The 20,444-nt window shown below is 71.1% G+C and carries 21 protein-coding genes; 11 read left to right on the top strand and 10 right to left on the bottom strand.

The window, feature by feature from the left end:
- Window positions 1-4: 4 nt before the first annotated feature.
- Together ACFYWX_RS37685 and ACFYWX_RS37680 are read right to left on the bottom strand one after the other, a co-directional pair.
- Window positions 5-1,156, bottom strand: coding sequence for an FAD-dependent monooxygenase (locus ACFYWX_RS37685; RefSeq protein ID WP_389429401.1), 1,152 nt, complete (start codon window positions 1,154-1,156; stop codon window positions 5-7).
- An 84-nt stretch (window positions 1,157-1,240) separates the two neighbouring features.
- Entirely contained in the window at window positions 1,241-1,990 is a 750-nt protein-coding gene (locus tag ACFYWX_RS37680) for an AraC family transcriptional regulator (RefSeq protein ID WP_389429400.1), read from the bottom strand.
- A gap of 53 nt (window positions 1,991-2,043) precedes the next feature.
- Here ACFYWX_RS37680 and ACFYWX_RS37675 point away from each other — a divergent pair, with 53 nt between their 5' ends.
- Window positions 2,044-3,255 carry an MFS transporter gene (locus tag ACFYWX_RS37675; protein WP_389429399.1) on the top strand — a complete coding sequence of 404 codons (1,212 nt, stop codon included), beginning with the start codon at window positions 2,044-2,046 and terminating at the stop codon, window positions 3,253-3,255.
- Here ACFYWX_RS37675 and ACFYWX_RS37670 read toward each other — a convergent pair.
- Both ACFYWX_RS37670 and ACFYWX_RS37665 read right to left on the bottom strand, forming a co-directional pair.
- Window positions 3,192-4,940 carry a DapH/DapD/GlmU-related protein gene (locus ACFYWX_RS37670; protein WP_389429398.1) on the bottom strand — a complete coding sequence of 583 codons (1,749 nt, stop codon included), beginning with the start codon at window positions 4,938-4,940 and terminating at the stop codon, window positions 3,192-3,194. The two genes, ACFYWX_RS37675 and ACFYWX_RS37670, sit on opposite strands and share 64 nt — an antisense overlap.
- Window positions 4,941-5,133: 193 nt before the next feature.
- Entirely contained in the window at window positions 5,134-6,030 is an 897-nt protein-coding gene (locus ACFYWX_RS37665; RefSeq protein WP_389429396.1) for an inositol monophosphatase family protein, read from the bottom strand.
- 10 nt (window positions 6,031-6,040) lie between these two features.
- On the opposite strand from ACFYWX_RS37665, the gene ACFYWX_RS37660 reads away from it, so the two are divergent.
- On the top strand, window positions 6,041-7,006 hold the full coding sequence (locus ACFYWX_RS37660) for an AsnC family transcriptional regulator (RefSeq protein ID WP_389429395.1): 966 nt from the start codon (window positions 6,041-6,043) through the stop codon (window positions 7,004-7,006).
- Window positions 7,007-7,231: 225 nt separating this feature from the next.
- Window positions 7,232-7,630 carry an SseB family protein gene (locus ACFYWX_RS37655; protein WP_389429394.1) on the top strand — a complete coding sequence of 133 codons (399 nt, stop codon included), beginning with the start codon at window positions 7,232-7,234 and terminating at the stop codon, window positions 7,628-7,630.
- A gap of 102 nt (window positions 7,631-7,732) precedes the next feature.
- Here ACFYWX_RS37655 and ACFYWX_RS37650 read toward each other — a convergent pair whose 3' ends face one another.
- The 6 genes from ACFYWX_RS37650 to ACFYWX_RS37625 all read right to left on the bottom strand — a co-directional run bounded on the left by ACFYWX_RS37650 (window position 7,733) and on the right by ACFYWX_RS37625 (window position 12,890).
- Window positions 7,733-8,131: a MarR family winged helix-turn-helix transcriptional regulator gene (locus tag ACFYWX_RS37650; RefSeq protein WP_389429393.1), complete on the bottom strand. Its 399-nt coding sequence runs from the start codon at window positions 8,129-8,131 to the stop codon at window positions 7,733-7,735.
- Between the two features lie 63 nt (window positions 8,132-8,194).
- Window positions 8,195-8,545, bottom strand: coding sequence for a VOC family protein (locus ACFYWX_RS37645; protein WP_389429392.1), 351 nt, complete (start codon window positions 8,543-8,545; stop codon window positions 8,195-8,197).
- 166 nt (window positions 8,546-8,711) lie between these two features.
- Complete coding sequence (locus tag ACFYWX_RS37640; protein ID WP_389429391.1) at window positions 8,712-9,743, bottom strand: LacI family DNA-binding transcriptional regulator; 1,032 nt, start codon at window positions 9,741-9,743, stop codon at window positions 8,712-8,714.
- A complete protein-coding gene (locus tag ACFYWX_RS37635; RefSeq protein WP_389429390.1) occupies window positions 9,740-10,645 on the bottom strand; it encodes a carbohydrate ABC transporter permease in 906 nt (301 codons plus the stop codon). Before ACFYWX_RS37635 ends, ACFYWX_RS37640 begins: the two co-directional genes overlap by 4 nt.
- A complete protein-coding gene (locus tag ACFYWX_RS37630) occupies window positions 10,642-11,565 on the bottom strand; it encodes a carbohydrate ABC transporter permease (RefSeq protein WP_389429388.1) in 924 nt (307 codons plus the stop codon). The genes ACFYWX_RS37635 and ACFYWX_RS37630 overlap by 4 nt, the downstream gene beginning before the upstream one ends.
- Window positions 11,562-12,890 carry an ABC transporter substrate-binding protein gene (locus ACFYWX_RS37625; RefSeq protein WP_389429387.1) on the bottom strand — a complete coding sequence of 443 codons (1,329 nt, stop codon included), beginning with the start codon at window positions 12,888-12,890 and terminating at the stop codon, window positions 11,562-11,564. The genes ACFYWX_RS37630 and ACFYWX_RS37625 overlap by 4 nt, the downstream gene beginning before the upstream one ends.
- Window positions 12,891-13,075: 185 nt before the next feature.
- Between ACFYWX_RS37625 and ACFYWX_RS37620 the strand changes: the two genes are divergently transcribed.
- The 8 genes from ACFYWX_RS37620 (at window position 13,076) to ACFYWX_RS37585 (ending at window position 20,432) form a co-directional block, all read left to right on the top strand.
- Window positions 13,076-15,097 (top strand): beta-galactosidase, encoded by a 2,022-nt coding sequence (locus tag ACFYWX_RS37620; protein WP_389429386.1) that lies wholly within the window; start codon window positions 13,076-13,078, stop codon window positions 15,095-15,097.
- 105 nt (window positions 15,098-15,202) lie between these two features.
- A complete protein-coding gene (locus ACFYWX_RS37615; protein WP_389429385.1) occupies window positions 15,203-16,762 on the top strand; it encodes an arabinogalactan endo-beta-1,4-galactanase in 1,560 nt (519 codons plus the stop codon).
- 204 nt (window positions 16,763-16,966) lie between these two features.
- The gene (locus tag ACFYWX_RS37610; RefSeq protein ID WP_389429384.1) at window positions 16,967-17,254 is read left to right on the top strand and encodes an ArsR family transcriptional regulator; all 288 of its coding nucleotides are present in this window, start codon (window positions 16,967-16,969) and stop codon (window positions 17,252-17,254) included.
- Window positions 17,255-17,273: 19 nt separating this feature from the next.
- Window positions 17,274-18,236 carry an SMP-30/gluconolactonase/LRE family protein gene (locus tag ACFYWX_RS37605; protein WP_389429514.1) on the top strand — a complete coding sequence of 321 codons (963 nt, stop codon included), beginning with the start codon at window positions 17,274-17,276 and terminating at the stop codon, window positions 18,234-18,236.
- A gap of 75 nt (window positions 18,237-18,311) precedes the next feature.
- Entirely contained in the window at window positions 18,312-18,767 is a 456-nt protein-coding gene (gene crcB, locus ACFYWX_RS37600) for a fluoride efflux transporter CrcB (protein WP_389429383.1), read from the top strand.
- Complete coding sequence (locus ACFYWX_RS37595; protein WP_389429381.1) at window positions 18,764-19,153, top strand: DUF190 domain-containing protein; 390 nt, start codon at window positions 18,764-18,766, stop codon at window positions 19,151-19,153. The genes crcB (ACFYWX_RS37600) and ACFYWX_RS37595 overlap by 4 nt, the downstream gene beginning before the upstream one ends.
- The gene (gene crcB, locus ACFYWX_RS37590; RefSeq protein ID WP_389429380.1) at window positions 19,150-19,524 is read left to right on the top strand and encodes a fluoride efflux transporter CrcB; all 375 of its coding nucleotides are present in this window, start codon (window positions 19,150-19,152) and stop codon (window positions 19,522-19,524) included. The genes ACFYWX_RS37595 and crcB (ACFYWX_RS37590) overlap by 4 nt, the downstream gene beginning before the upstream one ends.
- 71 nt (window positions 19,525-19,595) lie before the next feature.
- Window positions 19,596-20,432, top strand: a complete 837-nt coding sequence (locus ACFYWX_RS37585; RefSeq protein ID WP_389429379.1) for an undecaprenyl-diphosphate phosphatase — start codon at window positions 19,596-19,598, stop codon at window positions 20,430-20,432.
- Window positions 20,433-20,444 lie beyond the last annotated feature (12 nt).

Below are 20,444 nucleotides of genomic sequence, written 5' to 3'. Positions count from 1 at the left end.
GGCGTCACGCGTCCCGGGCCGGCGCCCAGGCGTCCGTGCCCCAGTCCAGGTGCCGCAGCAGTTCGTCGTCCGTGAACGGGGCCGCGCCGACGGGGGAGTCGGCGCGCCGCGAGATCTGTCCGCTCGCGGCGATGTTGTGCTCGACGCGCGGGCGGCGGAGCGACTCGTAGGCCGTCAGGGCCCGCTCGGTGTCCGGGGCGTCCCGGAGGGCCTTCGCGAGGACGACGGCGTCCTCCAGGGCCATCGACGCGCCCTGTCCGGTCGCGGGTGAGGCCGCGTGCGCCGCATCACCGATGATCAGGGTCCGTCCGGCGCGCCAGGGAGCGCCGAGGGGCATCTCGGTGGCGTGGGTGACCAAGATGCTGTCGGCGGTGGCGGCGACGATGCCGGCGGCCGGGGTGGCGCCCTCACGCAGCAGCGGGACGAGCAGATCACGCCACCGGGCCGGCGTGCCGTTCGCCACGTCCTCGGGCGGCAGCGGCTCGCCCGTGACGCGGGCGAACCAGTACGTCTCCCCGGCGGGGCTCACCGCGTACCCGAAGGCTGCCGAACTGCCGCGGATCAGCGTGATGCGCGTGGTCTCCTCCGTCACCGGCGCCTCGGTGGTGTAACCGTAGAAGACCTGCTCACCGGCGTACGCGGGCCGTGTGGCGGGCCCGAACGACCGACGCACGGTGGAGTTCAGTCCGTCGGCGCCGACAAGGAGGTCGCCGGTCGCGGTGCTGCCGTCGGTGAAGTGGGCGGTGACCGCATCCGGGCCGTCCTCGACGGAGGCGAGCCGGACGCCGTGCCGAACGTCGACGCCCTTGCGTACGGCCTCCGCCTGCAGGGCGGCGTTGAGCTCGCCCCGGCGCAGACACCGGTACCGGAAAAGCGGATCGCCGGACCCGGCGAGCGGCCGGTTCGCCAACTCGGCGCCGCTGCCGTCGAGCAGACGCATCGTGGCCAACGGGAACCCGATCGCGGTGACCGCGTCGGAGGCGTCGATCTGCGCCAGGGCCCGCATTCCGTTGCTCGCCAGCGTGAGGAACGCGCCGATGTCCTCGGCGGAGGTGGGATGCGCCTCGTACACGGCGACCTCGAACCCGGCCTTGTGCAGGGCCAGTCCGGCCGCCGTACCGGCTGCGCCGCCTCCGATGACGAGTATGCGCGCCACGCTTCGAGCTCCCCTCGTGTCCGCACGGCTCCGGCGTCCGTGCACGGGTGCAACGCCGGGGCGGCGGTCCGGAGTTCCACCGGCTCAGGACCGACGGCCCCGGTACACCCCCGGCGTATCCCCGAACGTGCGCCGAAAGACGTCGATGAACGCGCTGGCCGAGGACCAGCCGCAGCGGTGGGCCACGGTGGTGACCGGGGTGTCCTCGGCGAGGAGGACCAGGGCGTGGTGCAGCCGCAGTTGGGTGCGCCACTGCGGGAAGGTCATGCCGAGGTCGGCCCGGAAGAGGCGGGACAGGGTGCGTTCACTGGCGCCGACCTGGCGGGCCAGGGCGGCGAGCGTGCGGTGGTCGGCGGGGTCGGCGTGCAGGCGGTCGCAGAGGTCCCTCAGGAGTGGGGCGGTGGGCGTGGGGAGGTACAGCGGTTGCTGCGGTGAGGCGCGCAACTGGTCGAGCAGCACCGCGCGCAGCCGTGCGCGCTCCGGACTCTCGTCGAGCGGGGCACGCGTGTAGGCCAGGAGAAGCTCCCGCAGGAGGGGGCCGACGGCCAGGACGGTCGGCTCCCCGAGCCCGAGCGGGTTGTCGTCCGCGGGCAGACCGACCAGGTGCAATTCCAGCTCGCCGTGGGCCTGATGGGCATGGACGGTGCCGGCCGGGACCCAGATGGCGCGTGTCGCCGGTGCCACCCAGGTGCCTCTGCTGGTCGTCACGGTCAGCACTCCGCGCCCGGCGTACACGATCTGGTGGTCGTCGTGCCGGTGGGCGTCGATCTCCGCACCGGTTGCCATTCTCTGGGTCCGGGTCGGCGCGACCGGCTGATGGCGGATCTGCGTCATTGGTTGGCAGTTTATTGGAAGTAGGACAATCGCGTGCTGTCGACGATGGTGACGTGTCGAGAAACAAGTCGATCATTCTCCTTTCTGTCGGCCATGCCTGCGTCGACGTCTACCAGGGCGCGGTGGCCGCGCTCGTGCCGTTCCTCGTCGCCGAGCGCGGATACGGCTACGCCGCCGCGTCCGGTGTCGTGCTCGCGGCGTCCTTGCTGTCGTCGGTCGCTCAGCCCGTGTTCGGTGTGCTGACCGACCGGTGGGCGATGCCCTGGCTGTTGCCGGTGAGCACCCTGCTCGGCGGCGTGGGCATCGCTCTGAGCGGGGTGAGCGGGTCCTACGGACTCACGCTGGTGTGCGTGGCGGTGTCGGGGCTGGGCGTGGCCGCCTATCACCCCGAGTCCGCCCGCGTAGCACGGCTCGCCGCCCGCGGCAGTCACAGCGCGATGAGCTGGTTCTCCCTGGGCGGCAACATCGGGTTCGCCCTGGCGCCGGTGCTGGTCTTCGCGGTCGTCGCCGCCGGAGGCCTGCGGCTGTCCCCGCTGCTGGTGGTACCGGCCCTCGTCGGCAGCGTGCTCTGCCTGCCCCTGATGCGGGCGCGGAAGGGCCTCGAAGGCGCCCGTGCCGACGTGGCGGCGTCGGCCGCGGGCGACGACCGGGCGTCGTTCGTGCGGCTCGCGCTGGTGGTGGTCTGCCGGTCCGTCGTCTTCGTCGGGCTGAGTACGTTCGTCTCCCTCCTCGCCGAGCAGCGCATGGGCGGCAGCAGGGCGGCGGGCACCGCGGCGCTCCTGGTGCTCTATCTCGGCGGCGCCGTGGGTTCCGTGCTCGGCGGCAGGCTGGCCGACCGCTGGGACCGGGTGACCGTCTGCCGCTGGTCGTACCCGGCGACGGCCGTCGCGGTCGCCGGGATCGTGACCGTCCCCGGTCCGGCGCTCTACCTCTTTCTCGCCCTGGCCTCCGCCGGCCTCTACGTGCCCTTCTCCCTCCAGGTCACCCTCGGCCAGGACTACCTGCCCTCCCGGGTCGGAACCGCCGCCGGCATCACCCTCGGCCTCACCGTCAGCGTCGGCGGCCTGACCAGCCCCCTCATCGGCGGCCTCGCCGACGCGACGTCCGTCGGCACCGCGCTGACTCCGCTGATCCTGATGCCCGTCCTGAGCTGGTTGCTGTTGCGCACACTGAGCGAACCGACCGCTCCCGACCACACCCCTCACGCACGCGCGAGCGCGGATCCGGCCGCGGGCTCCGGCCGGTGCACACCGCGCGGCCGGTAGCCGAGCTCGTCGGAGCGGCCCAGCAGGTCCGCCAGGTACCAGACGATGGCCAGCCACATCTCCGTGCCCTGAAGCCCCGCTTCCGGGCCGGGCCCCGAGCCGCCGGGGCCGAAGCCGAAGCCCCGGCCGTCCTGCCAGCGGGGCAGGAGCGTGGACAGCTGCCGTTCGGCCCACGCGTGGATCTCTGCCGTACGGTAGCCGTCGCCGCCCACGCCCGCCCCGAGCTGCCGGGTGCACAGCCACAGCGGGTGGGCCACGTCCAGCACGTTGCACGCGTTCTCCCGCCCCGCGCCGAAGTGACGACTGTCGCGGGCGTGGGCCAGGACGGCGTCCACGACCCGCTCCGGGTGCGGCACCGGCAGACCGAACTGGGCGAACGAGCCACGGGTGAGCCGGTAGTAGCCGTTGACGACCTGGAGTCGGCCGGCCCCGGGCGAGGGAGTGCCAGGGGTGCCCCACATCCCGGTCGCGGGATCGGCCCGGGTCAGCAGCCAGCCGAACAACGCCTCCACAGTGCCCGGTCGCACTCCGTCCGCCTCGGCGCGCCGCAGGTTCCAGCGGGCGGCCGTGGCCCAGGCGTCGATCCAGGCGCCCGCCCCCCACGCACCGTCGCGCCACGGCAGTCCGTCCAGCCGCTCGACCAACTGACGTGCCGTCATGTCCCGTACACCGCACACCGGGTGTGGGAAGGAGGCGCCCAGCAGGTCGAGGGCGTAGCCGACGGAGAGAACGTGGTAGAGTGCGGCGCCCTCGCGGAGGAAGCCGTCGTCTTCCATCATGGGCGGCCGTTCCCCGAGTTCGGGTACGAGGCCGGTGGCCGGGTCCTGGGCCGCCCTCAGCCGCTTGACGTGCTCGTCGGCGGTCAACGGCTCCGGCGCGCGGCCCAGCAGCAGGTCGGCGATCTCCACGGCGTCGCAGTGCGCCCGCACGGTGGGCGCGGCACCGGGGCGGTCGACGTAGAGCTCGCCGTCCCAGCAGCGGGCGAGGAGGTCGACGGCCTGGGCGCGGGCGCGATCCGCGAAGCGGCTCAGGGACAGGTCCGCGCCCCGTTGCGCGCGGAGGTCGCCACCCCGGCCGAGCAGGCCGCCTGCGCCCCGGTCGACGCGCCCCCCTTCCGTCTCCCGACGGTCCCGAAGCCGCCGTGCCGGATTCCCGGCCGCCACCGTCCACGGCGGCAGGTCCTTCGTGACGACCGCTCCCGCGCCGATGACGCAGTGGTCGCCGATGGTCACGCCGTCCACGACGATCACGTGCGAGCCGATCCACACGTCGTCGCCGACCTTGATGCCCCGGCTGGTGAGCGGCTGGTGGAAGACCGGCCGGTCGGGGGACATCGAGTGGTTGAAGCCCAGCAGCGAGCTGTACGCGCCGATCCGTACGCCGTCGCCCAGCGCGACGGTGCCGCGCACCGTGGTGAACGGGTTGAGTGTGCAGTCCGTGCCGGTGGTCAACTCCCCGGTGACGTAGGCGTGGGCGGCGATGTACGAGTCGTTCCCGAGCCGCAGCCGGTCCGGGAACACCGCCGCGGACTCCGCGACGTAACACCGCTCACCCACCTCACTGTCACCGCCGATCGCCCGCTGCGACTCCCGCTGCGCGGCTCGCTGTTCCTCGGTCGCCTCCGCGGCGAACAGCCAGGGGCAGTGGTCGAAGTGCCGTACGGACGGTCGCTGTCGCTGATCCATGGACGCACGCTAGGCAGCCGGAGGCCCGCGGGGGAAGGGCGCGGCCGCGGCGGCGCGGTCTCAGTGGGGGAGGGGCCGGCCGTGCGGCGCGCGCTCTCAGCCGCGTGCCCGTAGGGGGAGGGATCCGGCCGTGCGGCGACGCGAGCTCAGCCACGCGTCCGCGCGGGAGGGGCCGGCCGTGCGCGACGCGTTCTCAGTCGCGCCCCGCGAGCACGCCCAGCAGGCTCTTGTGCAGCGCTTCCCCCGCGACGAGGAAACTGTCACAGCCGGCCCTCCAGGGTCCTCCGTCCGCGTCGGTGACCACGGCACCCGCCTCGCGGGCGACCAGGACGCCGGGCAGCAGGTTGGTGTCGTCCCGGCCGAACTCCCAGAAGCCGTCGAGGCGTCCGGCGGCGGTGTCGGCGATCTGCCAGGACGTGGGCCCGAGATTGCGTACGGCGGCCACGTGCGGCAGGACGGCGGACAGCGACCGGCCGGCCTGCTCGGCGGCCTCCGGCTGCCGTGCGACGAACGGCGGCTGGCTGGTGGACAGGACGGCCGCGGCCAGGTCCGCCTTCACCGAGGGGACGATCGGCCGGCCGTCGCGCGCGGCCCCGTGCCCCCGGGCGGCCGTGTACGTCTCGTTCAGCAGCGGGGCGTGCAGCACGGCCGCCACCGGTTCGCCCTCGCACACCAGGGCCAGGCTGACGCAGAACTGCGGCAGCCCCTGGAGGAACTGCACCGCCCCGTCCACGACGTCGACGATCCACACCTCGCCGTCCGACGGCAGCGCGGCCAGGCTGTCCAGCTCCTCTGCCCACGCCGCACCGGGCCGCAGCGCCCCCAGCCGCCGTCGGACCACGGCTTCGCCCGGGGCCTCCGACTCGGCGAACGAAGCGGCGAGTTCGTCGAAGGTGACCGCGGGGGCCGACCGCGGTGCGGCCAGCAGCAGCTCACCGACCTCGTGCGCGGTGTCGGTCAGGGTGGTGAGCAGGTCCTGGTAGGTCATGTCGGTCTCCCGTCGGGTGCGCCGCTGTACGTCCCGATCCTCGACGGGGATGCCCGTCCATCGGCGCTGTGAGCAGCCGAAGTGAGCGATACTGCCGTTCATGGTGGACCAGATGGCGAATCCCGTACTGGATGACCGCGATCAACGGCTGATCGCAGCGCTGCAGTGCGACGGGAGGCTGACCGCCGAGCGGGCCGGCGAGGTCCTCGGCATGAGCGCGCGCACGGTGCACCGGCGCTGGCAGGCCCTGGCGGCGGAAGGGGTGTGCCGGGTGATCGCCCTGCCGGCACGGCCCGACCCGATCGGTGCGCTGCTCCTGCGGATCCGGGTGCTCGGGAACAGGCTGGACGCCCTCACGGCCGCGCTGGCGGCACGTCCGGACATCCCGTTCATCGATGTGTCTGCGTCCGGCGACGAGATCCTCGCCGTCTCGTTGACCCGGCCCGGCACCCGTGACCACCTGGTCTTCCGGGAACTGCCCGCCACGCGTGCCGTCACCTCGGTGACGGCGGACACCATCCTGCACGTGTTCGCCGAGGCGTCGGACTGGCGCCACGGCGCCCTGAGCGACGCCGAACGCACCGCACTCACGCCTGAACGGGCAGACGTACAGGGCACGTCGGACCAGGTGGACCGCGACATCCTCGCCGCCCTGGAGGACGACGCAAGAGCCCCGGCGGCCGCCGTCGCCGCGCGCACCGGCCACCCGGACTCCACCGTGCGGCGCCGCATCGCCCGGCTCGTGGACACGGGGCGTCTGCGCACGCAGGTCGTGGTGGATCCGAAGCGGCTCGGGCTGTCCATCGACGCGAACGTGCTGATGCGGGTCGCGCCCGACCGTCTGGATGCCGTCGGCCGGACCCTGGGCTCCCATCCGGCCGTCCACGGCGCGTTCGCGACCACCGGCGCGGCCAACCTCCAGGCCGCCGTCTGGGTGCGGGACCTCGATCACCTCTACCGGTTCATCACCCGAGACCTCGGCGGCCTGGGAGTGGACGGCGTGGAGACGGTCATCATCGGCCACGCGGTCAAACGCCCCGGCCGGTCACCCGTCCCGGCGCGGCCGACGAACCGGTAGCGCGTGGTTCCGGCTCGGTTGCGGCTCGTGGTCACCTGCCGGGCGGGACGGCACAGCCCGGGCACGCCGAGAGCGCGCCGCGGCCCTGGCGGTCCGCCGCTCTGATCACGATTCGCCGCCGTCAGGAGGATTGGCTTCCGCCCTGGTCGGGTACGCGAGGCCAGACCCCGTCCGGACGGATCACGTGCCGGCGGGACCGCACCGCTCGCTACCAGGGGACCTGCCATGGAGACACCCGCCAACGACCACACCGCCACCCCAGCCCAGCAGGCGCTGGACGCACTGGTCCGCAATACCGAGGACACGACGGCTCTGGACACGCTCGCGCACAGCGAGGTGCTCGTGCCGGTGCCCGACGACGCCCGCGAGGAGGATGCCACCGACCCCGGCGCGGTCGCGCTGCCCGTGCTGGAACAGCCGGGCGGGGACGTGATCGTGCCCGTGTTCACCTCGGAGGTCGAGATGGCCGAGCTGCTGCCGTTCGTCTCCCGCTACCGCCTGGTGCCCCTCGGGGCGCTCGCCTCGCAGTGGCCCTCCGGCGAACTCTCGCTCACCATCGACGCGGCCAACAACCACAGCCTGACCCTCACCTCCGAGGGCGTACGCACCCTGCTGGCCCGCTAGGAGTGGTGAGGGCCGGGGCCTGTCCCGCGGATCGCGGATCACGCTGATTCTGTGTGGCGGGCCCCGGGGGCCTCACAGGCCTCGGTCCCGCCCGTCCCGGCCCTACGGTCGGGCTCCGTTGAGCATCCGCTCAAGCGCGCTCCGCTGCAGCGGCAGTACCTCCGCGTGCAGCTCGCGGCCTTTGGAGGTCAGGGCGACCCAGACCCCCCGCCGGTCCTCCGCGCACACGGAGCGTTCCACCAGGCCCTCCTTGTCCAGGCGGCCGATGAGGCGGGACAGCGCGCTCTGGCTGAGATGCACCCGTCCGACGAGGTTCTGCACCCGGCACAGGTCACCCTCCGCCGGTGCCTCGGCGGCGAGGATGTCGAGCACCTCGAAGTCGCTCGCGCCCAGTCCGTGCGGGTGCAGCACGCGGTCGATCTCGCACATCGTGCGCGCGTGCACCGACAGGATGTCCCGCCACCGCTCCTCGAGCCCTGCGCTGACCGTCTTCGCTGCCATACCCGCACGGTAACACCGATCCGGGCATAGTTGACGATGCAACTAATGCCGCGCGGGGAAGCCTCAAGCAGCCGGATCCTGGGTCAGCCCCACCAGGTTCCCGTCCGCGTCCTTCACGAAGGCGATCAGCTTGCCGCCGCCCACGTCCTGGACGTCCTGCAGTACCTCGGCACCCGCCGCCTGCAGGGCCGCCAGCCGAGCCCGGATGTCGTCGACGTGCCAGTACGGCACCGGCCCGGTCATCCCCCGGGCATGCCCGTTCGGGTCCAGGCCCACGTCCTGCCCCGCGGACTTGAAGCCGACGTAGTACGGCTCGTCCGCATACGGCTCGACCTCCAGCAGCGCGCTGAACAGGGCCTTCGCCCGGTCGAGGTCCTTCACGGGGTAGATGATCGTCTTCAGCGCGGCGGTCATGAGGCACTCCTTGGGTCGACATGGCAGCGACGGATGCCGTCGCTGTTCCCACGCTAGGACGGTGACCCGCCCCACGGCTTCTCCGATCCTGACCGGTCGCCGCGAACCGCGCCGCGACGGCGGGGCCGTAGTGCGACGGTGCCGCCCCCGGCGCCGGCCTCCGTCGTCACGTCGACTCGCGCCGCACCAACTCCGTAGGAAGGATCACCGCCGCCGGATCCTCGCCCCCAATCTGGGCGAGGAGGACGCGGACCATCTCGCTGCTGATGCGGTCCCAGGGCTGGCGGATGGTGGTGAGGGCCGGGTTGGCGGCGGTGGCCGCGGGGGAGTCGTCGAAGCCGCCGACCGCGACGTCCTCGGGGACGCTGCGGCCGGCCCGCCGCAGTGCCGTGAGCACGCCCTGCGCCATCAGGTCGGACGCGACGAACACCGCGTCCATGTCGGGGGCCTGCGCGAGCAGCCGCTCGGCGCCCGCCTCGCCGCTGGCCCGGCTGTAGTCGCCGGAGACGATCAGACGCTCGTCGATCTCGACGCCCTCCGCGGAGAGGACCTCCTTGTAGCCGGCGAGGCGTTCGACACCGCCCGGGGTGTCCAGCGGGCCGGTGACCACGCCCACCCGTCGCCGCCCGCGTGACAGCAGATGACGGACCATGTCCCGCGCGCCGTCCCGGTCGTCGGCTGCCACGTAACTCACCTTGGAGCCCAGCCCGATCGGCTTGCCGCACGCGACCAACGGCACGCCCGACTCACGCAGTTCCTCGGCGACGGGGTCCCCGGAGTGGCTGGAGACCAGCAGCACCCCGTCGACGTGCCCGGCGGTGATGTACCGCGTGATGCGCCGCCGTTCGTCCTCGGTTCCCGCCAGCATCAGCAGCAGCGGGATGTCGTGCGCGGCCAGCGCCTGCGTGCAGCCGCGCAACAGGACGTTGAAGTTGGGGTCCTCGAAGAACCGCTCCTGCGGTTCCGTCAGCAGGAAACCGATGGAGTCCGAGCGCCCCGTGATCAGTGAGCGGGCGTGCCGGTTGACGACGTAACCCGTCTTCTTGATCGCGGCGTTCACCGCTTCCTGCGCGGTCGGGCTGACGTAGTGACCGCCGTTGAGCACGCGCGAGACGGTGCCCCGTGAGACCCCTGCCTCGCGCGCCACGTCGTGGATCGTCGGCGGTTTGCGCCGGGCCCCCGCATTGCTCATGGTCATGACTTTACGGCCCCGGACAGCAGATCCAGGCTCCAGAACCGCTGGATGACCAGGAAGAGGGCGACCAGCGGGATCACCGCGAGGAACGCTCCCGTGATCACCAGCGTGTACAGCGCCGGGGTGTTGGCACCCTGCTCGAGGAGCGTGAACAGACCGAGCGTGATCGGGAACCTCTCGTCGTCGCTGAGCATGATGTACGGCAGCAGGAAGTTGTTCCACACCGCCACGAACTGGAACAGGAACACCGTCACCAGTCCGGGCACCATCATCGGCAGCGCGATCCGGGTGAAGATCCGCCACTCGCTCGCCCCGTCCATCCGCCCGGCCTCCACCACGTCGGCGGGAACGGCCGCGGCCGCGTAGATACGGGCGAGGTAGACGCCGTACGGCGAGAGGATCTGCGGCAGCAGCACGGACAGGTACGAGTCCGTGAGGTCGGCCTTCGCCAGCAGCAGGTACTGCGGGATGGCGAGAATCACCGGCGGCATCAGCACGCCGGCCAGCAGCACGTTGAAGATCGTCTCCCGGCCGCGGAAGCGGTAGATCGCCAGCGCGTAGCCGCTGAACGCCGACACACACGTCGACAGCAGGGCGCCGAGCCCGGCGTAGAGGGCGGAGTTGCCCATCCACTGCCAGTAGATGCCGTCGCGGTAGGCGTTGAGGTCCTTGAGGTTGTCGGTGAAGCCGCTGCCGGGCAGGAACGTGAACGTGGAGAACAGCTCACTGCCCGACTTGGTGGACGCGATCACGACCCAGGCCACCGGCAGCAGACAGTAGATCGCGCCGAGGAGAAGGGTGATGGTCGGGACCAGGGCGATACGGCGCCGCAGCGGCGGACCCTGGGCGGTGCCGGGCGTGGTGCCGGCCACCGGGGCGGTCTTGCGGACGGCAAGAGAACTCATCCTGCTGCCTCCTGCTTGTTACGGCGGTTCGCGGCCCGCAGGAAGCCGAACGACAGCACCAGCGTGGCGAGGGCGATGATCACGGCCTCGGCGGCCGCCTGGTAGATGTCACCCGTGCCGAACGCGTCCCGGTACACCTTCATCAGGGGACTCCACGTCGTGGACACGGAGTTGGTGAGCGGCTTGAGGGTCGTCGGCTCGTTGAACACCTGGAGCGTCGCGATGATCGAGAAGAAGAAGGTCAGCACCAGCGAGGGCGCCACCATCGGGATCTTGATCCTGAGCGCGATCTGCAGCGGGGTCGCTCCGTCGAGCTTCGCCGCCTCGTACACCTCGACCGGGATGGCCTGCAGCGAGGTGTAGATGACGATCATGTTGAAGCCGGTACCGCCCCAGACCGCGATGTTCGACAGGGCGAGGTACAGCGGACCGCCGTCCAGCAGGTCCGGCTGCGGCATCCCCAGCTTGTCGAGCACGAAGTAGAAGGGGCTGACGTCCGGCAGGTACAGGAAGCCCCACAGCAGCGCCGCCACGACACCGGGGATGGCGTACGGCAGGAAGATCGCGAGCCGGGTGAACGGGGCGAGCCGCACCTTGTCGGAGTCGAGCATCAGCGCGAACAGCAGCGCCAGGCCCAGCATCACCGGGACGACGATGCAGCCGTAGCCGAGCACGCGCAGCGCGCCGTCCACCAGCTCGCTGTCGGTGAGGGCGTCGGTGTAGTTCTCCACACCGGCCCAGACCTCCCTGCGGGCGCCAGAGCCCAGGCCGAGCCCGGAGACCTTCACCTTGTGGAAGCTGAGCCAGATCGCGTACCCGATGGGCAGTGCGAAGAACAGGGAAAAGAGGATCGTTGCGGGGAGGAGGAAGGCGTACGGGGCCCCCTTGACCCCGTACGACTTCCGGCGTGCGCTGGTCACTCGGAGACCTCGAAGCCCTGCTTCTTCATGTCGGCCACCGTGTCGGCCTGCATCTTCTTCAGAGCGGCGGAGAAGTCCGACTTGTTCTTGGCGGCCGCGCCGAAGGCGTCCTTGAAGGTCGTGTAGGCGACGTTCACGTTCGGGCCCCACGCGGACGGCGCCGTGGTCTTGGCGATCTTCGCGGCCTCGCTGTAGAAGTCCGGCTGGTTGGAGAAGTAGTCCGGCGGAGTGGTGAAGGCGCCGCTGAGCTGGGCGGACGAGGAGGCCGGGTAGATACCGCCCTCCTTCGCGAGCGCGCTGAGGGCGTCGCCGTCGGTGTTCAGCCAGGCGGCGAACTTCGCGGCGGCCTCCTTGTGCTTGGAGTCCGTGGTGACGCCCGTGGAGGAGCCGCCCCAGCTGCCGGTGACGTTCCTGGTGTCCGACCACTGGGGGAGCGGGGCCATCGCCCACTTGCCCTTGGTGTCGGGGGCCGCCGTGGTCAGCGTGCCCGGCGCCCACACCGCGCTGACCCAGGCGATCTGCTTGCCCGTGTTGAGCGCCTTGTTCCAGGCCGGGGTGTACATCGGCTGGTTGTCGACGGCGCCCTCCTTGACGAGGTCGCCCCAGAACTTCGCGACCTTCTCGGTCGCGGCGTCGTCGATGCCGACCTGCCACTTGTCGCCGGAGGTCGTCCACCACTTGGCGCCGGCCTGCTGGGCGAGGCCCGCGAAGAGACCGGAGTCGTTGGCGGAGAACGTGGTGAGGTCCGTGTCCGGGGACTTCTTCTTCAACGCGCGGGCGGTCTCGGCGAACTGCTCCCACGTCGTCGGGACCGTCAGGCCGTACTTCTTGAACAGGTCCTCGCGGTAGTAGAACATCATCGGGCCGATGTCCTGCGGCACCGCGTAGACCGCGTCCGTGCCCAGCGTCGTCTGCTGCCAGACGCCCTCGGCGAACTTGTCCTTCGCCTCCCCGACGTTCTTCGCTATGTCCGCCAACGCGTCATTGCTGACCAGCGTCGGCAGCGCCTGGTACTCGGCCTGCACCAGGTCCGGCGCCTTGCCGGCCTTGTGCGCGGTGAGGATCTTGGTGATCAGCGTGTCGCCGGACGCCTGCTTCTTCACCGTGACCGTGATCTGGTCCTTCTTCCCCGGCCCCTTGTTCCACAGGTCTACGACCTTGTCCATGCCGGGCGTCCACGTCCAGTACGTGAGTGAGACGGGTCCGGACTCGGCCTCGCTGTCCTTGTCGGTCGACCCGCAAGCGGCGAGGGCGGTGGCGCCGAGCGTGACGGCGACTGCGGCGGCCGCGCCTCTGAAGAGTCGCCGGCGCTGCGTGTTCGGCATGGATTTTTCTCCCCTGACCTGGGCTCTCGCCTGCTGCGAGAACCTGCCATGCTTCTGTGAGCGTTCACAGTAGAGAAACATCCCGGACACTTGTCAATGGTTGTTGCTGTGCGGTTATGTTGGGCTCGCACCGCCGCAGAGGTGTGTGCACGTTCCCAAATGATCGACCAAAACGGGAGACATCCATGCCGGAGACCACCCCCCGGGGCCTCACCAGGCTCGCCTTCGGTGGGGACTACAACCCCGAGCAGTGGCCGGAAAGCGTCTGGCACGAGGACGTCCGGCTGATGCGGGAGGCCGGCGTCACCCTGGTGAGTGCCGGCATCTTCTCCTGGGCCCTGCTGGAACCCTCACCCGGTGTGTACGACTTCGGCTGGCTCGACAGGATCATCGACCTGCTCCACGAGAACGGCATCCGCGTCGACCTGGGCACCCCCACCGTCACCCCGCCCGTCTGGTTCTACCGCGCGCACCCCGAGGCACTGCCCGTGGCCGAGGACGGCACGCGCTACGAGTTCGGCTCCCGCGCCGCCATCTGTCACAGCAACGCCGACTACCGCGCCGCCGCCGCGACCATCACCGCGAAGCTCGCCGAGCGCTACGGCGACCACCCGGCCCTCGCGATGTGGCACGTGCACAACGAGTACGGCGTCCCCGTCTCCGCCTGCTACTGCCAGTCCTGCGCAGCCCACTTCCGCCGCTGGCTACGCGGCGCGTACGGCACGGTCGAAGCCGTCAACGAGGCCTGGGGCACCGCCTTCTGGGGCCAGCGCTATGCGGACTTCGACGAGATCAACCCGCCGCGCCGTACCCCCACCGTCGGCAACCCCGGCCAGGCGCTGGACTACAAGCGCTTCGCCGACGCCACCATGCGCGAGAACTTCGTGGCGGAGCGGGACATCCTGCACCGCCTCTCACCTGGCGTCCCGGTCACCACCAACTTCATGACGGCCCTCAGCCAGTGCGACTCCGTCGACTACTGGGCCTGGGGCCGCGAGGTCGACATCGTCACCAACGACCACTACCTGATCACCGACGGCCGCCGCACCCACGTCAACCTCGCGATGGCCGCCGACATCACCCGCTCCGTCGCCGGCGGCGCCCCCTGGCTGCTCCTGGAACACTCCACCTCCGGCGTCAACTGGCAGCCCCGCAACCCGGCCAAGGCACCCGGCCAGATGGCCCGCAACTCCCTCGGCCACGTGGCCCGCGGCTCCGACGGCGCCCTGTTCTTCCAGTGGCGGCAGTCCCGGCGCGGCGCCGAGAAGTTCCACTCCGCGATGCTGCCGCACGGCGGCACCGACACGCGCGTGTGGCGCGAGGTCGTCGAACTCGGCGCATCCCTCGACTCGCTGAGCCAGATCCGCTCCACCCGCACCCAGGCCGACGTGGCCCTCCTGTGGGACTGGCACTCCTGGTGGGCGCAGAACCTCCAGTGGCGCCCCAGCGAGGACCACGACCCGCGCGAGCGCGCCGACGCCTTCTACGAGGCCCTCTACGACCGCCACCTCACCGTCGACTTCGCCCACCCGGAAGCCGACTTGTCGAGGTATCCCCTTGTCGTTGTTCCGGCCCTCTACCTGATGACGGAGGCGGCCGGACGCAACCTCCGGGCGTACGTCGAGAACGGCGGCACCCTCGTCGTGTCGTACTTCTCCGGCATCGTCGACGAGCACGACGCCGTCCACGAGGGCGCCTACCCCGGCGCCCTGCGCGATGTCCTCGGCCTCACCGTGGAGGAGTTCTCGCCCCTCCTCCCAGGCGAGCGTGCGCGCATCACCGGGCCCGACGGCTCCGAACTCGCCGGCGACGTGTGGACGGAGTTCGTGGTGCCGCGCGGCGCCGAGACCGTCTGGACGTACGCCGACGGCCTCACCGCAGGGCACCCGGCCGTCACCCGGCACCGCCTCGGCGAGGGCACGGCCTGGTACGTCTCCACCCGCCTGGGCGCCGAGGGCCTCGACGCGCTCCTCGGCTGGGCCGCCGACGACGCGAGCCTCGCCCCGCGCGCCGACCTGCCCCGCGACGTCGAACTGGTCCGCCGCACCGGCGAGTCGGGCAGCTACCTGTTCGCGATCAACCACACCGCCACCGACGCCAAGGTGCCGCTCGACGCCCCCGGCACCGAGCTGCTCACCGGCGAACGCGCCGCCGGCCGCCTCGCGGTCCCGGCGGGAGCCGTCCGGGTCGTCCGACTCGACGGCTGAGCCGACTCCTCTCCGCCCGTGCGAGCCGCGAGCCGCGGGCGGAGGGGCCCCTCACCCTCCGAGGGAACCTTCATCCTGATCACGTCGAAGGGACGACGGACGACGATGTTCCATCCCAGACGCACCCTCCGGGCCCTGCTGCTCCCGCTCGCAGCCGGGCTGGCCCTGACCGCGCTGCCGGCGCAGACCGCGCAGGCAGCGAGCACGCTCACGAACGGCGGCTTCGAATCCGACGGCGCCGGCTCGGCCACGCCCGGCGGCTGGTCCGAGTACGGCGACACGGGCGCCTCGTTCTCGGAGTCCGGCGGCCACGCCGGGAGCTACCGCCTGTCCCACTGGGCGTCCACCGCGTACAAGGTGGAGACGTACCAGTACCTGTCGGGGCTGACCAACGGCAGCTACAAGCTCACCGCCTGGGTCCGCTCCGGCGGCGGCCAGAAGTCCGCCTACATAGCCCTGAAGAACTGCGGCGGCACGGAGCAGCGCACCGACCTGCCGGTGTCGGCGAGCGGATGGATCCGTATCGTCGTGCCGGTCAAGGTGACCAACAACCAGTGCACCATCAGCATCAACAGTGACGCGAACGCGGGCAACTGGATCAATGTCGACGACCTGACCTTCACGTCCGGCACGACCGGCCTGACGGTCAAGGGTTCCGACATCTCGTCCCTTCCCAAGAGCGAGGCCAAGGGCGGCGTCTACAGGACCAGTTCCGGCAGCACCGGCGACGCGGTCACCATCCTCAAGAACGCCGGGATGAACTACGCGCGCCTGAAGGTCTGGGTGAACCCGGCCGACGGCTACAACAACAAGACGCGCGTGCTGGCGCTGGCCAAGCGCGTCAAGGCGGCCGGCATGAAGCTGCTGGTCGACTTCCACTACTCGGACAGCTGGGCCGACCCGGGCAAGCAGAACAAGCCGGCGGCCTGGGCGGGCCACTCGTACAGCCAACTCAAGACGGACGTGTACAACCACACGTACGACGTGTTGAACGCGCTGAAGGCTCAGGGCACCACCGCCGACATGGTCCAGGTGGGCAATGAGATCAACGGCGGCATGCTGTGGAACGAGGGATCCACCTCCAACTGGTCGCAGCTCGCCGGTCTGCTCAACTCCGGCTACGACGCGGTCAAAACGGTCAACTCGTCCACCACCGTCGCCCTGCACCTGGCCGAGGGCGGCGACCTGGACGGCACCCGGTGGTGGTTCGACAGCGCGGTCTCGAGCGGTGTGAAGTTCGACGCGATCGGCCTGTCGTACTACGGCTACTGGCACGGTCCGCTCTCCGACTTCCAGACCACGCTCGACGACGCGGCCTCCCGCTACGGCAAGCCGGTCTTCGTCGCCGAGACGTCCTACCCGTTCCGTCTGGACAGCGACGACTCGCTCATCAACCAGATCGACACCACCGGTGAGCTCGTCTCCGGTTACCCCGCGACCGTGGCCGGGCAGACGGCGTGGATGAACACGGTGGCGAACATCGTGGAGGCCGTGCCGAACGGCCGTGGCCTCGGCGTCTTCTACTGGGAGGCGACCTGGACCGCGGTCACCGGCAACGGCTGGGACCCGGCCGACGCCTCCTCCGGCAACGGCTGGGAGAACCAGGCCCTGTTCGGTTACGACGACAAGGCGCTCTCGTCGATGTCGTGGTTCAGCCACCGCTGAACCCTCGACCCGCTCGATCAGGGGGCCCGGCCGCGCGTCAGCGGCCGGGCCCCCGCCCGTGTTTCCGGGGAAAGGAGCCGAACGGCCTTGTGTCGTAAAGGCGTTCGATCCCGGACAAGGGTGGCGGAGTGGCGGACACGGCCGCGTCCGCTGCGGAACAGTGGGAAGACTCGGTAAGAGGAGGCTCGGACAGAGGGGAACGACATGCTGAGGACTCCTGTCGGTGAGCGACGCCTGGACATCCTGGAATGGCTGAAGGACCCGGCCGCGCACTTCCCACCGCAGCGACACGCCGACCTCGTCGAGGACGGGGTCGGCGCGGACGCCGTCGCGGCCAAGCTCGGCGTACGCCGCCAGGTCGCCGAGACCCACCTCACCCTGCTCGCCGACCTCGGCCTGCTCCGCGTCCGCCGGATCCGGCGCCGCTCCTACTACCGTCGGGACGAGATGCGTATCGCCGAGGTCGCCCGGATGTTCGAGAAAGGCTGGTAGAGAAGCGCTGATGAAGAACGTGAACCGTCCCGCGACCCTGGTACCCCGCCGGTACGTCGACATCGGCGCCCGCGGCCCGGAGGACGTGGTCGCCGACGGCCACGGCCGTGTGCTGACGGGCGTGGAGGACGGGCGGATCCTGCGCCTCGACGGACTCACGGACCCCGCCGGGGCCCGTGTCGAGGTGCTCGCCGAGACCGGCGGCCGGCCGCTCGGCCTCGAAGTCCTCGACGACGAGACCCTGCTGGTCTGCGACGCCGAGCGCGGACTGCTGCGGATCGGCCTCGACGACGGCACCGTCCACGTCCTCGCGGACACGGCGGCGGGGGAGCGGCTGCGGTTCTGCAGCAACGTGATCGCCCTGCCCGACGACAGCGTCTGCTTCACCGTCTCCAGCCGCCGCTACCCCTTCGACCAGTGGATCGGCGACCTGGTCGAACACACCGGCACGGGCCGGCTGCTGCGCCTGGCCCCCGGCAGCACCACACCCGAGGTCCTCCTGGAGGGCCTCCACTTCGCCAACGGACTGGCCGCGAGCTCCGACGGCTCCTTCGTGGTCGTCGCCGAGACGTCCGCGTACCGGCTCACCCGCTACTGGCTCACCGGCCCGAAGGCCGGCCGGAGCGAGCCCTTCGTGGAGAACCTGCCGGGCATGCCCGACAACGTGTGGCGCGACGGACGAAACGGGCCGATCTGGGTGGCACTGGCCGGACCGCGCGTCCCGCCGCTCGACCTGCTCCACCGCACCCCGCCCGCCGTACGCCGGACCGCCGCCCGCGCGGCCGTCCGCGCCCCCTTCCGTCCCACCGGCACCATCGGGGTGGTGGCGCTCGACGACGACGCCCGCATCATCCACCGGCTGGCCCGCCGTCGCTCCGGCTTCCGCATGGTCACCAGCGTCTGCGAGACCGGCGGCCACCTGGTCCTCGGGAGCCTGTGGGAGCGGGGGGTCGCGGTGTGCGAGGCCCCCGCCGAGGGGTGAGTCCGGCGTTACCCTGTTGACCGGCCGTGATCACCCCGGGAGCGGTGGTGGGGGCCGAGGCAGGAGACGTACGACATGACAGTCCCGGAAGCCGAGAGCGTCCGCGCCCCCGCCCCGCGGCGGCCCGCCCGGCGCGGGCAGCTGCCCGTCGTCGGGGTGGTCGCGGTCGGCGGCGCGATCGGCGCGTCGGCCCGGTACGCGGCCTCACTCTGGTGGCCCACGCGGACCGGCGGCTTCCCCTGGACGACCTTGTGGGTCAACGTCGTCGGCTGTGCCGTGATCGGCGTGTTCCTGGTGGTCGTCACCGAGGCGATGACCGCGCCCCACCGGCTGTTGCGGCCTTTCTTCGGGACGGGTGTGCTGGGCGGCTTCACCACCTTCTCGACATACGCCGTCGACATCCAGAGGCTGCTGGACAAGGGCCGTCCCGGCACGGCCCTCGCCTATCTCGCCGCGACCCTCCTCGCGGCGCTCGTGGCGGTGTGGCTGGCGGCTACGGCGACGCGTCGCGTCCTGAGGAGGCAGCGATGACGAGGCTGACCGGCAGCGCCCTGCGCGTGACCGTGTTCGTCGGCGAGAACGACATCTGGCACCACAAGCCCCTCTACAGCGAGATCGTGCACCGGGCCCACGCGGCCGGACTCGCCGGGGCCAGTGTCTTCCGGGGCATCGAGGGCTACGGCGCGTCCTCCCTCATCCACACCTCCCGGCTGCTGTCCCTGAGCGAGGACCTGCCGGTGGCGATCGTGATCGTCGACTCGGAGGAGCGCGTGCGCGCCTTCCTGCCGCAGCTCGACGAACTGGTCACCGAAGGGCTGGTGATCCTCGACGACTGCGAGGTCATCCGGTACGTGGGCCGGGAGAGCCGAGAGGGCAAAGGCGGCGAACCGGGCAGGAAGGGTAAGAAGTCGTTGTGAACTGGCTGCTGGTCGTCGCCGGTGGGGTGATAGGCGCCCCCCTCCGCTATCTCACCGACCGCACGGTGCAGTCCCGGCACGATTCGGTCTTTCCCTGGGGCACCTTCGTGGTCAACGTCGTCGGCTGCCTGGTCCTCGGCCTGCTGACCGGTGCCGTCTCGGTCGGGGTCGCCGGTTCCCACCTGCAGCTTTTCCTCGGCACCGGCCTGTGCGGGGCCCTGACGACGTACTCCACGTTCTCGTACGAGACGCTGCGGCTGACCGAGACCGGCGCGGGTCTCTACGCCGCCGCCAACGTCGTCGCGAGCGTCGCGGCGGGTCTCGCGGCGGCGTTCGCCGGGGTCTGGGTCGCGCAGGCTCTGTGGTCGTAGGCGCCGCGGTACACCCCCGCCTGATAGGACTGCCCCCAGCACTGTCGACCCACCCTCCAGAACTGGATTCCATGAGCGCCATCTCCGTCGGTCAGGCCGTCGTCCTCGGAGCCGTCGAGGGGGTGACCGAGTTCCTTCCGGTCTCCTCCACGGGACATCTGAAGATCGTCGAGGGGCTGATGGGCATCCCGGTCGACGACGACGCCGTCGTCGGGTTCTCGGCCGTCATCCAGGTGGGCGCGATCGCCGCGGTGCTCGTGTACTTCTTCAAGGACATCGTGCGGATCGTCTCCGCGTGGGGTCGCGGCCTGGCGAACCGAGACGAGCGGTACCACCACGACTACAAGTTCGCCTGGTGGGTGATCTACGCGACGATCCCGATCGTCGCCGTCGGCCTGGCTGCCAAGCCGCTCATCGAGGGCCCCCTCGCCTCCCTCTGGGTGGTCGCCGCCTCGCTGCTCGTCGGCAGCGGCGTGATGTGGGCGGCCGACCAGATGGGCCGCCACAAGCGCGGCGAGGACGACACCTCGCTCAAGGACGCGATGCTGGTCGGCAGCTCCCAGATCCTCGCCCTGCTCTTCCCCGGCTTCTCCCGCTCCGGCGCGACCATGTCCACGGCCCTCATCCTCGACCTCGACCGGGTCGCCGCCACCCGCCTCTCCTTCTTCCTCGGCATTCCCGCCCTCACCGGCGCCGGCCTCTACGAACTCAAGGACGCCCTGGGCACGGGTGCGGGCGCGGCGCCGCTGGTCGTGGGCACGGTGGTGTCCTTCGTCGTGGCCTACGCCTCCATCGCCTGGCTGCTGAAGTTCGTCGCCAAGCACTCCTTCAACGCCTTCGTGGTCTACCGGATCGTGGTGGGCGTCCTGCTCTTCGGACTGCTGGCCACGGGCGCCCTGAGCAGCTGAGCGCAGCCGGCC

Source organism: Streptomyces sp. NPDC002888 (assembly GCF_042888465.1).
In the GTDB taxonomy this organism is placed as follows: domain Bacteria; phylum Actinomycetota; class Actinomycetes; order Streptomycetales; family Streptomycetaceae; genus Streptomyces.
This window is presented reverse-complemented; position numbering and strand designations above follow the sequence as displayed.